At 54.2% G+C, this 12269-nt stretch carries 15 protein-coding genes and 1 tRNA gene; 8 read left to right on the plus strand and 8 right to left on the minus strand.

The window, feature by feature from the left end:
* The first annotated feature begins 3 nt into the window (after positions 1 to 3).
* From GCE01_RS05335 to GCE01_RS05345, 3 genes are all read left to right on the plus strand, one after another.
* Positions 4 to 1047, plus strand: coding sequence for an aspartate-semialdehyde dehydrogenase (locus GCE01_RS05335; protein WP_099211511.1), 1044 nt, complete (start codon positions 4 to 6; stop codon positions 1045 to 1047).
* A gap of 79 nt (positions 1048 to 1126) precedes the next feature.
* Complete coding sequence (locus tag GCE01_RS05340) at positions 1127 to 2014, plus strand: N-acetylmuramic acid 6-phosphate etherase (protein WP_099211513.1); 888 nt, start codon at positions 1127 to 1129, stop codon at positions 2012 to 2014.
* Between the two features lie 13 nt (positions 2015 to 2027).
* A complete protein-coding gene (locus GCE01_RS05345; RefSeq protein WP_244591097.1) occupies positions 2028 to 3128 on the plus strand; it encodes an anhydro-N-acetylmuramic acid kinase in 1101 nt (366 codons plus the stop codon).
* 24 nt (positions 3129 to 3152) lie between these two features.
* On the opposite strand, the gene GCE01_RS05350 is transcribed toward GCE01_RS05345, so the two are convergent.
* Entirely contained in the window at positions 3153 to 3575 is a 423-nt protein-coding gene (locus GCE01_RS05350; protein WP_099211515.1) for a host attachment protein, read from the minus strand.
* Positions 3576 to 3705: 130 nt separating this feature from the next.
* Positions 3706 to 4071, minus strand: a complete 366-nt coding sequence (locus GCE01_RS16810) for a hypothetical protein (RefSeq protein ID WP_167386120.1) — start codon at positions 4069 to 4071, stop codon at positions 3706 to 3708.
* On the opposite strand from GCE01_RS16810, the gene hemH reads away from it, so the two are divergent.
* Positions 4042 to 5073 carry a ferrochelatase gene (gene hemH / locus GCE01_RS05360; RefSeq protein ID WP_099211517.1) on the plus strand — a complete coding sequence of 344 codons (1032 nt, stop codon included), beginning with the start codon at positions 4042 to 4044 and terminating at the stop codon, positions 5071 to 5073. The two genes, GCE01_RS16810 and hemH, sit on opposite strands and share 30 nt — an antisense overlap.
* Positions 5074 to 5131: 58 nt before the next feature.
* Here hemH and GCE01_RS05365 read toward each other — a convergent pair whose 3' ends face one another.
* Positions 5132 to 5503, minus strand: a complete 372-nt coding sequence (locus GCE01_RS05365; protein ID WP_046900560.1) for a hypothetical protein — start codon at positions 5501 to 5503, stop codon at positions 5132 to 5134.
* 246 nt (positions 5504 to 5749) lie between these two features.
* Here GCE01_RS05365 and GCE01_RS05370 point away from each other — a divergent pair, with 246 nt between their 5' ends.
* The 4 genes from GCE01_RS05370 to GCE01_RS05385 all read left to right on the plus strand — a co-directional run bounded on the left by GCE01_RS05370 (position 5750) and on the right by GCE01_RS05385 (position 9039).
* Positions 5750 to 6052, plus strand: a complete 303-nt coding sequence (locus GCE01_RS05370; protein WP_046900561.1) for a hypothetical protein — start codon at positions 5750 to 5752, stop codon at positions 6050 to 6052.
* An 87-nt stretch (positions 6053 to 6139) separates the two neighbouring features.
* The gene (locus GCE01_RS05375; RefSeq protein WP_099211519.1) at positions 6140 to 7477 is read left to right on the plus strand and encodes a glycoside hydrolase family 68 protein; all 1338 of its coding nucleotides are present in this window, start codon (positions 6140 to 6142) and stop codon (positions 7475 to 7477) included.
* A 201-nt stretch (positions 7478 to 7678) separates the two neighbouring features.
* Positions 7679 to 8431, plus strand: a complete 753-nt coding sequence (locus GCE01_RS05380; RefSeq protein ID WP_099211521.1) for a C1 family peptidase — start codon at positions 7679 to 7681, stop codon at positions 8429 to 8431.
* Positions 8428 to 9039 carry a hypothetical protein gene (locus tag GCE01_RS05385; RefSeq protein WP_099211523.1) on the plus strand — a complete coding sequence of 204 codons (612 nt, stop codon included), beginning with the start codon at positions 8428 to 8430 and terminating at the stop codon, positions 9037 to 9039. Before GCE01_RS05380 ends, GCE01_RS05385 begins: the two co-directional genes overlap by 4 nt.
* Before the next feature lie 2 nt (positions 9040 to 9041).
* Here GCE01_RS05385 and GCE01_RS05390 read toward each other — a convergent pair whose 3' ends face one another.
* The 5 genes from GCE01_RS05390 to GCE01_RS05410 all read right to left on the minus strand — a co-directional run bounded on the left by GCE01_RS05390 (position 9042) and on the right by GCE01_RS05410 (position 12227).
* Entirely contained in the window at positions 9042 to 9500 is a 459-nt protein-coding gene (locus GCE01_RS05390) for an NUDIX hydrolase (RefSeq protein ID WP_099211525.1), read from the minus strand.
* A 115-nt stretch (positions 9501 to 9615) separates the two neighbouring features.
* Positions 9616 to 9692: transfer RNA gene (locus GCE01_RS05395), tRNA-Pro, on the minus strand.
* A gap of 59 nt (positions 9693 to 9751) precedes the next feature.
* On the minus strand, positions 9752 to 10453 hold the full coding sequence (gene lepB, locus GCE01_RS05400) for a signal peptidase I (protein WP_099211976.1): 702 nt from the start codon (positions 10451 to 10453) through the stop codon (positions 9752 to 9754).
* A 119-nt stretch (positions 10454 to 10572) separates the two neighbouring features.
* Positions 10573 to 11478 carry an electron transfer flavoprotein subunit alpha/FixB family protein gene (locus GCE01_RS05405; protein ID WP_099211527.1) on the minus strand — a complete coding sequence of 302 codons (906 nt, stop codon included), beginning with the start codon at positions 11476 to 11478 and terminating at the stop codon, positions 10573 to 10575.
* Entirely contained in the window at positions 11478 to 12227 is a 750-nt protein-coding gene (locus GCE01_RS05410; protein ID WP_099211529.1) for an electron transfer flavoprotein subunit beta/FixA family protein, read from the minus strand. The genes GCE01_RS05405 and GCE01_RS05410 overlap by 1 nt, the downstream gene beginning before the upstream one ends.
* Between the last annotated feature and the right edge of the window lie 42 nt (positions 12228 to 12269).

Consider the following 12269-nt stretch of genomic DNA (forward strand, 5'->3'; position numbering starts at 1 on the left):
ATCATGGGTTATCGGGTTGCGGTTGCGGGCGCCACGGGAGCGGTGGGGCGCGAGCTGCTGCGGATTTTGGCAGAACGTAATTTCCCTGTGGACGAGGTCGTGGCACTCGCGTCGCCGCGCTCTGTCGGGCGGGAAATTTCCTTTGGCGACAAGGCAGTGCTGAAGGTTCAAAACCTTGAGACGTTTGATTTCAAGGGGTGGGATCTGGCGCTGTTTTCGCCGGGCGGAGAAGTATCGGCGATTTATGCGCCGAAGGCTGCCGCTGCGGGTTGTGTCGTGATCGACAACACGTCCCATTTCCGTATGGAGCCTGGTATTCCTCTGGTGGTGCCAGAGGTGAATGCGTCTGCGCTGAAAAAGGCGCGTCGCGGAATCATCGCCAACCCGAACTGCTCAACGGCGCAGATGCTTGTAGCGCTGAAGCCGCTTCATGATCTGTTCAAGATCAAGCGGATTGTTGTCTCGACCTATCAGGCTGTGTCCGGTGCGGGCAAAGACGGAATGGACGAACTGTTTGGGCAGACCAAGGGCACCTTTGTGAACGACCCGCCGACGGTGGCTCAGTTTACCAAGCAGATCGCGTTTAACGTCATTCCGCACATTGATCGTTTCATGGAAGATGGAGCGACCAAGGAAGAGTGGAAAATGGCGGTTGAAACCCGCAAGATTCTGGATCCGGATATTCAGGTTCTGGCGACCTGTGTCCGTGTTCCGGTTTTCATCGGCCATTCCGAAGCGATCAGCATTGAGTGCGAGAGGCCGATTGACCTGAAGAAAGCTCGTGAGGCTTTGCGCAAGGCTCCTGGCGTCATTCTGCGCGATGTACGTGAAGACGGCGGTTATGTAACGCCGATTGAATGTGTCGGGGAGGATGCAACGTATGTGTCTCGCCTGCGCATTGATCCGACAGTCGAGAATGGTCTGGCACTCTGGTGCGTCTCGGACAATCTTCGCAAGGGTGCAGCACTGAACGCCGTGCAGATTGCGGAAAGTCTGGTTGAACAGGGTCTTTTGAAAAATGGAGCCTTGTTTCCGGTAAAGGAATAAGGGAGTTTTCTAAAGTTCTGGCGCGTCTGAAGGGAAACTTTCAGACGCGTTTTTTATGTCGAGATGAAAAGGGTCATTCGTGACTGTTCCCCGCACAGAAACGGTTCTTGAAGCCAATCAGACTATTGAACTTCTGCCTTTGAATTCGCTTCTGGGACGGCTGTTGGACTCTCAGAAAGAGGCCTTAGAGCGGGTCGGAGAGGCACTCCCGTCCATTGAAGCCGCAGTTGAGGCGAGTGTGCCCCGTCTTCAGGGTGGCGGTCGGTTGATTTATGCTGGGGCTGGAACGTCTGGTCGTATTGGGGTTCAGGATGGGGTGGAACTGACACCAACGTTTGGACTGCCCCCTGAGCGGCTGGTTTTGCTACTGGCTGGTGGCGCCGGTGCAGGGACGCAGGCTGTCGAAGGTGCAGAAGACAGGGAAGATCAGGCGCGCGTTGATCTTGGAGCATACGGGCCCACGCCGAATGACGTGGTCATTGGTGTCGCGGCGAGTGGCAATACGCCCTACACCTGTGCTGTTGTTGAAGCCGGGCGTGAGGTCGGGGCTTTGACAATTGGGGTAAGTGGAAACGCGCATTCACGTCTTTTACGGAGTGCTGAAATCGGGATCAGTATTCCGACGGGCGCTGAAGTTCTGGCTGGCTCCACGCGGATGGCAGCAGGGACGGCCCAGAAGGTTGCGCTTAACCTGTTTTCTACCGCTTTGATGACGCGCCTTGGGCATGTCTATCGCGGGCGTATGGTCGATATGCGAATTAGCAATGACAAGTTGCAGTTGCGTGCCGAGCGTATGGTGTTCGAATTGGCTGGGGGAACGGACGAGGAAGTTCGTGATGCGTTGCGGTTGGTTGGCGGCAATGTAAAGCGGGCAGTTCTTGTGAGAAAGGGTGTGTCTGTCGAGAAGATTGAGACGCTTCTTCAGGCGCATAACGGCAATCTGCATACGGTCCTGGCCTCTCTCTGAAGGTAGAAACCTGATGTCTTTCGAGAATATGCAATGGGCCATTGGTCTCATGAGCGGCACGTCTCTTGATGGGGTGGATGCGGCTCTGGTGCAGACAGATGGGGAGCGGATTGCTCAGTATGGGCCAGCCGTGACGGTTCCCTACGACTCTGCTTTGCGGGCTCGGCTGCGCCATTTGCTGGATCATGCTGCACATCTGGCAGAAGATGATCCGGATATTCTGGCTGCCGAACGGGACGTAACGCTACGGCATGTGGATGCTGTTCGGGAGCTTATGAAGCTGGCTCCAGATATTCGCCCTGATGTCATTGGCTTTCATGGGCAAACAGTCCTGCATCAACCCGAAAAAGGGCGAAGCTGGCAGATTGGTGATGGAGCGCTTCTTCAGGTGGAGTGTGGCGTCCCGGTTGTTTATGATTTCCGTGCACGGGATCTGGAATGTGGTGGTGAGGGTGCGCCATTGGTGCCAGTCCTGCATGCCGCGCTTTTGGAAAGTGAGACGCAGTCTGTTGCTGTTCTGAATATTGGTGGCGTGGCAAATGTCACCTTGCTCGGGCCGAATACAGAGGGGCAGCGTCAGGTCTGGGCGTGCGATACCGGACCGGGAAATGCTCTTCTGGACGACTGGGCGGAGCGACATACTGGCGTTGCGTGTGACGTCGATGGCGCGTTAGCGAGAAAAGGAAAGGTAGACCGAGCTGTTTTAGAAAACTTGCTGGCAATGCCGTATTTTCAGCGTGAAATGCCAAAGTCATTGGACCGTTTGAGCTTTCATGCCTCTGCCATGCAGGCCGTTGAAACCCTTTCTGCTGAAGACGGCGCGGCGACACTGCTGGAGTTTACGGTGGAAGCGATCGCTCGAACGCCCATGCCAGTCAAACCCACAAAGTGGTTTGTCGCTGGAGGGGGACGCCACAATCCGGTTTTGATGGAGCGCTTGCGCTCACGTTTGGGATCTCTGGGGTCCGTCGATGATCTTGGGTGGGACGGAGATGCACTTGAGGCCCAGTGCTTTGCGCTTCTGGCCGTTCGTTATGTACGTGGTCTTCCTTCGTCGTGGCCACAGACGACTGGGACGGAAAAGCCTTGTGTGGCAGGCCGATCAGCACGCTGAGCGGTCTGCCTGTCTGCTCGGATTTTAGACTGATGCAAGTTCCGGCCAGCCCGTTTCGGGACGGTCCAGATGCTTCAGAAGTTCATGATCCGGGGTGTTCGTAAGATCTTTTGTCAGGCTTTTGAAAAGCTTCTTGGACGCCGGCTTGTCCAGACTTTCACGGATGTCGTGAAGAGACTGCGCTGGAGCTATAAGAAGGATTCCCTCAACATTGCTGTCCTGTGCAGCCTTGTTGATGTGAGCCGCCAGATCTTTCGCGAAGTGTGTCTTGAGCTGCTCCTTCGGGCTTGTATGAGCAGCCTTGAGCGAACCTACATCCTTGGCTGCGTCTGAGCCCTTATGGATATCGAAGTTTTCGATTGTTCTGAGCTGTGAGCCTTCCAGACGAAGGAAACGAGCCTTTTCACCATCAGCGACGACGTAGATGACGGGGTCTTGGGTTGCCATTGTATCAGATCCTTTCCCGATCAATCAGATTGGTCAGGATCTGAACGTGGGCGGAGCGCTGGGGTTGCCCTTCCAGAAGGGCTCACCTCGATTCTTCAAGGCTTAGGATCATGATAAAAAAGGATATTTTTCAGTGAAGGTTATTTTTTTGACGTTTGGATGAATTTTTCTCTTGAATACCGACGGCGATATGATCACTCTCAGTATTGAGCCCACGGAAAACTTTCCCAGAGGGTTCAAGGAGGCAAATATGGCTTTGATGAATACTTTCATGCCGTATATCGGAACGATCGGTGCTGTAATGGCGGTGATCTTTTACAATGCTTCCCGCCGGGTTGAACAGCCAAGTCTTTCCTATGCACGTGTAAAGCGCCGACGATAGCGTCCCGAAAGGGACGCGCATCCCTCGGTTAATGTGTTTTTTCTCTTTCGCCATTTGTAGCCCTGTTTCACACTGAAGGGTACTATGGCCTTCTTTTTCAAAAAACCCCAGCATGCCTCTCCGCCTCATGGACGGACAGGCATCCTACTTCTCAATCTCGGTACGCCTGATGACACCAGCTATTTGGCGGTGCGTCGGTACCTGAGTGAGTTCCTCTCCGATCGGCGCGTTATCGAAAGTTCGCCGCTGATCTGGCAGCCCATCCTGCAGGGCATCATCCTTACCAAACGACCATTTGCCAGCGGTGCAAACTATGCACGAATCTGGGATCGGGAGGAGAATGCCTCTCCGTTGCGGGTCTATACCCAGCGTCAGGCTGAGAAGCTTCGCCTTCGGTTAAAAGCAGACGGTGTCCCTGTTGAGTGGGGCATGCGCTATGGCCGCCCATCTGTTGCGCAGGCTGTTGAGAGCCTGATGGACCAGGGGTGCGACCGTATCGTCAGTATTCCGCTTTATCCGCAATATTCCTCAGCAACGACCGCCACGGCCAACGATCAGCTTTTCCGGGCATTGATGAAGCTGAGAAAGCAACCCGCTGTTCTAACGGTTCCGTCTTTTCCAGATCATCCTGCGTTTGTGCGGGCCTTGGAAACGTCGGTGTTGAAGACGCTGGAAAGCCTTTCCTTCAAGCCCCAACGAATTGTGGCGTCGTTTCATGGATTGCCAAAAGTCTGTATCGAAAAGGGCGACTCGTATCAGGACGAATGTGTTCGTACGATCGCTGCCTTGCGTCAGGCGTTAGGGCTTTCTGAAGAGCAGATGCCGCTGACGTTCCAGTCGCGCTTCGGGCCGCTTGAATGGATTCAGCCTTATACGGCCCCTTATGTAAGTGCTCTCCCGAAGCAGGGCATCACGAAAATTGCAGTTATCATGCCAGGCTTTATGGCGGACTGTATTGAAACGCTGGATGAAATTGGGAATGAGCTTCGAGAAGAGTTCATGGAAGCGGGCGGCGAAGAGTTTGCGCTTGTGCCCTGTCTGAATGATTCAGACGAGTCGGTTGACCTTCTGGAGGCATTGTCTCGTACAGCCCTAAGAGGGTTTGGAGTGGCTTGAGACTGTTTCGATACTTATGGAAAAGGCCCGGCTGTTACCAGCCGGGCCTTTTTTGTTTTTAGTGCTGCGGCGCCTGCGGAGCTGGCGCATTTGTGCCTGGCTCGGGGTGTTCTGCGTCGTACCACTGAGCCTTCTGGTTCACGGACGTCGCATCGTGGTGGCTCTGCCACCAGCCGCCGGTATTCGGGGCTGCCGGATGCTCCTTGTCCCAAAGAGCAGCCTTTTCGCGCAGATCCTTGCGATACAGGTGGCGGCGATACATGCCAGCGGCGCATCCACCAACGGCGCCAATAACACCATGGTGGTTGGCCAGATGTCCGCCTACGGCACCGGCTGCACCGTACTTGATGCAGCCACCCGGTTCGGCAAGGGCCGGGGTAGCGGTGAGGAGGGCGGCCAGAGCCAGAGCAGAACGCATTGAGCGTGTCATGGAAGTTTCGTCTCTCTTATCGGTCTCTTGGGAGAAAGAGACTTTCTGAATGTCGAAACTAGGTATGTGGGGGGAAGGTTTCAACTCTCTGGCGAGCAGAGATGGTTTTTAGGGTTGTGTTGCGGCCAGGTTTTTCATATAACTGTGGCATTGAGCCACAAATCGTTAGGCAGATGGCTCAATTATCAATATCAGAAAATGATTTTCATAAGAGGCTGACTCCACGAGGGGGCAGCCTCTTTTTTTATGAGCCTATTAGGATTTCAGGCTGTGGATATTTCGGGTTTTGATCTTTCGGGTCTGCTTGCTGACATTCCGGCCCGCTATGAACTTTGGGTGGCTCTGCTGATTATTGGCTGCAAGCTGATAACGGTTTTCTTGCCGCCTCCACAAAATACATCACGGTTCGGCGGAATTTACCGCGTCATTACCCTTCTGGGGCTGAACTTTGGCTGGGCTGCCAATCGTCTTGAGCGGCAGGTCGGTAAAGTTACGTCAGCTTCTGGGAGTGGAGAAAGCGTGAAGAAGGACGCTTCTCCGAAAGCGTAAAATACTCTGGCTCCCGAATTACTTGGAATTTTTTCCTGAGAGCCAGAAATTTTTTCAAATACTTATTCAGTATGGATCAGTAAAATTATGAATGCTATTTCCTCCCAGTCTCTGGTGCAGGCAAATTTTTCGCGTCCTGTTCCAACCAAATATCCTGTTTCTCGCTGGACGATTGCGGATGCGCTGAAGGTTCGTACAGACGATCCGACGACGACCATGCCGCTGATCGATTACCAGTTTCCCATTATGTCCAATGACGTCATGATCTGGGACAGTGGTGCGCTGCGTGACATGCACATGCGTACCGTGACGTTCAAAGGCTGGTTCGTCCTGTGGTCGCTTGCCGTGGACAAGATCGATAAGACCAACGCCAAGATTTATGACGAATGGCACTCCCGCAATGACCGCGCTTATATCGGCTACTGGTATAGCCGCGATGGTGTGGAGTGGACCTGGGGCGGCCGACTGTTCCAGACCTCTGCCGATCTGCGCCCATGGGAATGGTCCGGTTCTCTGGTGATGCGTGAGGGCACCGAGAACAAGGTGGACATGTTCTACACGTCCGTCGGTGCGCCTGATGGCAACTCTGTTCCGGCGGTCAGTTCCGGCACTATTCATGCAGATGATAAGGGTGTCTGGTTCGACGGCTTCGCCACAAGCACGGAAATGTTCAAGGCAGATGGTGTTCATTACGCCAATGCGTCTGAAGATCCATATTTTGATTTCCGTGATCCGCAGCCGTTCATCAATCCGGGCGATGGCCAGCTTTATACGCTGTTTGAAGGCAATGTTCCGGGTGCGCGCGGCCAGTTTGTTATCGGCACCGATGAAATGGGTGCGGTTCCGCCAGGATATGCGGTGGATGCTGGCGCACAATATGGTGCAGCAGCGATCGGTCTGGCCCGGTGTGTCTCCGGCTGGCGCAAGGGGGATTATTCCCGATGGGAACTGATGCCTGCTCTGGTAACGGCTCTTGGCGTGAACGATCAGACCGAACGTCCCCATTTCGTTTTCAAGGACGGTCTGACCTATCTGTTCACGATCAGTCATCACTCCACGTACACGGGCAAGAGCACGGGGCCTGATGGCGTTTATGGCTTTGTGTCCGAGAAGGGTATTTTCGGCCCATACAAGCCCCTGAATAGCTCAGGGCTTGTACTCGGTAATCCGTCTTCGCAGCCGTATTCGACGTATTCGCACTTTGTGGATGCGGAGGGCTATGTTCAGTCCTTTATCGATACCATTCCGGCTGCCGGTCAGAATGCAGAAAATCCGGAGACTTACCGGATTGGCGGTACACTTGCACCGACGGTTCGTCTGGTTCTGGATGGTGATCGGACGTTCCTGACAGAAGTCCATGATTACGCGCAGGTTTTTGCCCAGTCTGCCTGGCCGGCCTCTCTGGCGTATGACGTCAGAGCCTGAGTGTCAGAGGCTCAGGTTAAAAAGACCTGAGATTTTTTGATAAGGCGTTGATGAAAGCCACTCTTTTACGGGAGTGGCTTTCATTTTTTTCGGAGCGTTTTGGCATGTGCCTTGGCTTTGCTTCGATCAGAACGAAGAACTCCCTGCAAATACGGCATGCCGCTCTGGTTTCTTCATTCTCTGTTCGTGGAGTGTTGATGAGTGATTGAGCGTAGACTGGGCAAGTTGCCTCCGCGTTATGATGTACGAACCTATCGGCTTTCGCCCGTTCTGACGGCGCGGGTTCCAGACGTTCCAGAGCACCAGGACTGGTCCCAGGGGGTGCCCTATCAGATGTGGGGTAATGATCAGTTCGGATGCTGTGCTTTTGCAGCTCATGCGGCTTTGACAGCAACCTGGACAAAAGTGGCCCAGGGGCTGGTATTGCTTTCTAGCGAACAGGTTCTTCAGAACTATGGCGCTGTCACGGGATTTAATCCGGTAACGGGTCAAAATGATAATGGCACGATTTTGCTGGAGCAACTGCAATACTGGAAGAGCAATGGATTTGTTCGGCCGGGGCAGACACGAGATTATCTGACGGCTTACGGTATTATTGATTCCCATTCAGTGAGCGGCATCAAACGCGGTATTTCCTATCTGGGCGGCGTCTTGGCAGGGGTGCAGGTTCCGCGCGGGTTCATGAGTCTTCCATTAGGTACCGATTGGGATTGGGATGCTGTGCAGGACCACGTTTTTGTCGGAGGACATGCTATCGCGCTGACGGGGTACACACCGGACGGTGTATTTTTTAATACATGGGGCAGCCGGACCTTCATGCCGTGGAATACGTTCCTGAAGATTTGTGATGAGGCCTATGGGCTCGTTAGCAGACAGAACTGGCTCACTGTGCAAGGTCTTTCGCCAAAATCTGAAGATGTACAGGCCCTTGTTGCGGAAATGAGCGCAGCATGAAGCCGATATATTTTTTGCCTGTATGGTTGATGCTTTCAGGATGTGTCTTTGGTTCTGGTGAACAGACTTCGGTGAGTGCAGCGCTGGCCGGTGTTCAAAAGGATCTGGCTAAAGCTGGTATCGTCAGTGTTTCCGAGGTTCAGGACTGGTCCGCAGAGCAGTCTCATCGCTTTGATGGGAACGTGCGTGCGCTACAATGTTCGCAACACACTCTGGACCCGGTTGTCGCGCTTGTTTCCGGGCCTGTGACAATGCAGCTCAATGGTAGTTTGACGCAGTCTGGTTCATTCTCTGTGTCTGCGCTGACAACTGTGCCAGTCATTGGTATTGCCGCAGATGCCAGCCGTTCAAAGACGCAACAGTTGAGTTTGCCTGTTCAGTTCGTGCCATTGTCTGCTCTTCCTGATGCGGAGATGCAGCGTGAAGTCGAGTATGCCGGCGCTCTGCTCGGGCAACCTGGCGATGTTCGCGATAAAGAGGCTGGCAGAATTCTCAATGCGCGGCAGGCCTTGTACACGCATATTCACGGCCTTCAGGCTCCGGAAATTCTAGCGGAATGTCAGCCGAACCAACCTTTGCATCCCTTTGTCGGGCTGAAACCTCTTTGAAATCAGGGGAGATCGCCTGACAGCGCCGTAGTCAGGAGATCGAGCAGACGTTCCGGAAAAATGATTTCGGTCGTCTGTTCCAACTCACGTCTAGACCACCAGTGATGACCCTTGAGAACGTTCTTTTCGTTGGGCGTCCAGCCGGAAGAGGAGAGCGTGGTCTCTGGTGCACGAAGGGCAAAAAAGCGCTCGTCAGCTAAAACAGTTTCACCACTCGCGAGCGTCAGGACGAATGTTCTCTGACCAATTTCAGAGCTGAGAAAGGGCGCGTTTAATCCTGTTTCTTCGTGCAGTTCGCGTTTTGCCGCCTGAACAAAATTTTCTCCATCCTTCAGGCTTCCGCCGGGCGTGGACCAATAACTTCGCCCAGCCAATGCGCCTGAGGAGTGAAAAAACCTGAAGAGAAGGACGCGATCCTGCTGATCCAAAACCAGTAATCGGGCAGCGGGGCGTTGACGCATAGCAAGTCTCCCGAGAACTGTTCGGGCCATGATTTTTGTATATGAAATTAGGACACGGTTAGAGCGTCAAGTAACTACGCTCTGATCAGATTTTTCTGATAATCCGTTTATCGGCTGGTCGGAGTGAGAGGATTCGAACCTCCGGCCCCTGCGTCCCGAACACAGTGCTCTACCAGGCTGAGCTACACTCCGGCCGACGGCGCTTCTCCTACCGGGAATTTGCTTTCGTGGCAAGAGGATGGGGTAAAAAATCAGATGGAAACCAATATTCTTTTGATACTTTTCCAAGAGAACAGAACGGTAATCGCACGACCCTGAAGATTCCAGATTGGAAGAAGGCCTACACCGCCTTCTGCGACTGAAACACGGGAGTCAGCCGAATTGTCTCTGTTGTCTCCCATGACGAATAACCTGTCTGCCGGGACCGTAAATTCGGGGACGCTATCCAGAGGTCCATGGGTCGTCAGTTTAACAATGTCATGGTGAATTCCGTCTGGAAGCGTTTCTTCATAACGCTCAGCGGAGTAAGTATGCCCGCGACTGTCCTCTTCTTGATCCGGCCCCTTATCTCTCCAAGGCAATATTTTCCCGTTCAATAGAATTCGACCATCCATCAGTGCAATTCTGTCTCCAGGAAGGCCGATGACGCGTTTAACCCATGTTTCATGAAGATTTGCGGGGGCTCGAAAGACAGCGATGTCGCCCCGGTGTGGCAAATGCTCAAAGAGGCGTTTTTGCGTCGTTCGGGCGAACGCGTAGCCGAAGGGTAGAGAGGCTGTGCTTAGGCCATAAGAAGGTGCAGAAACGATAATTTCGTCACCGATCTTTAAGGTCGGTTGCATCGACGCCGATGGAACGATGTAGGCCGCGCCAAGCGCTGTATGAATAAATAGTACGCCCAAAAGAGGTGGCAGCGCAGGCAGCAGTTTTCGGAAAATCTGAAGATGTTTCATTGCGGTCTCTCCAAGATCGGAGAGTGCCATACGGCCGGGGTTCCGCAACTTAAGCCTTGGACAGGCTATGTCAGGAAAATTGCAGGTGACCTGTCATAATGGTCACCTGCAAAGACGTGTTAGAGAGCTTTTTCGAGTGCCGGAAGCACTTCAAACAGGTCACCCACGATACCGTAATCGGCAACGCGGAAGATTGGGGCTTCAGGGTCTGTGTTGATGGCCACGATCACGCGGCTGTCCTTCATGCCAGCCAGATGCTGGATTGCGCCAGACAGTCCGACGGCGATGTAGAGTTCTGGTGCCACGATCTTGCCGGTCTGCCCGACCTGCATTTCGTTCGGAGCAAAACCAGAGTCCACCGCCGAACGGGACGCACCAATTGCGGCATTCAGCTTGTCAGCGATAGGCTCAAGCAGCTTAAAGTTGGCTGCATCCTTCATGCCTTTACCGCCAGAAATAACCACCCGGGCAGATTCCAGTTCCGGACGATCGGACGCTGACAACTCAACCTTCACGAAAACTGACTTTTCGCTGGCTGGGGCTTCCAGTGTTTCAACCGCTGCAGAACCGCCATCTTTTGGAGCAGGATCAAAGCTGGAACTGCGAATGGTCAGGACCTTGATGCTGTCAGCAGAACGAACGGTTGCCAGTGCATTGCCCGCGTAGATGGGACGCACGAACGTCTCGGCGTCCTTGATCTCCACAACATCCGGCACAGGTTGTACGTCAAGCAGGCCCGCCAAGCGTGGCAGGATATTCTTTCCGCTTGCTGAGGCAGACGCCAGGATGTGGCTGTAGTCCTTTGCGATGGACGCCAGCAGGTCGGCGGCAGGCTCCGCCAGATCCGTGGCCAGAGCTGGCACGGACAGAACCCGCTTTACCCCAGGCAGGGCTGCGGCGGCGCTGGCGCCTTCACCAAAAACGATGGCGTCTACATCGCCAAAGCGTGCGGCGGCTGTCAGGGCTGAACGTGACGCCTGACGAACTTCACCATTCTCGACTTCGAGCAGAACAAGAGCGGTCATCAGATCACCTTCGCTTCTGTCTTGAGCTTTTCGACCAGTTCGGCCGCACTGCCCAGCTTGATACCTTCCTTGCGTTCCGTCGGCTCGGCGACAGATACGATGGTCAGGCGGGAGGCCAAATCAACACCGAGATCTGTAGCCTCAAGCGTTTCAAGTGGCTTCTTGCGAGCTTTCATGATGTTCGGGAGGGACGCATAGCGCGGCTCGTTGAGGCGCAGATCGGCCGTCACCACGGCGGGAAGCGCCAGCGAGACAACTTCCGTACCGCCGTCGATCTCGCGAGCGACTTCAATACGACCATCCGCAACGGTCACTGCGCTGGCGAACGTGCCCTGAGGCCAGCCGAGCTTTGCTGCCAGGATCTGGCCCGTTGCATTCATGTCATCGTCAATGGCCTGCTTGCCCATGCAGACAAGACCCGGCTGTTCGCGTTCGACAATGGCTTTCAGCGCATTGGCGACGGCGCGAGGCTCAAGAGTATCATCTGTTTTGACCAGAATGGCCCGGTCTGCGCCCATCGCCATTGAGGTACGCAGGATATCCTGCGCGGCCTGAACGCCGATGGTCACCACGACCACTTCGGTTGCCACGCCTTTTTCGCGCAGGCGGATGGCTTCTTCCACCGCAATTTCATCGAACGGATTCAAGGACATTTTCAGTCCCTGCGTTTCGACACCACTACCATCGGCCGCTACACGTACCTTGACGTTGTAATCGACCACCCTTTTGACTGGGACCAGAATTTTCATCGTGATCTTTCGCTGCTGACGCCGCTGGAAAAACGGCCGCCA

Source organism: Gluconobacter cerinus (assembly GCF_002723935.1).
In the GTDB taxonomy this organism is placed as follows: Bacteria; Pseudomonadota; Alphaproteobacteria; order Acetobacterales; family Acetobacteraceae; genus Gluconobacter; species Gluconobacter cerinus.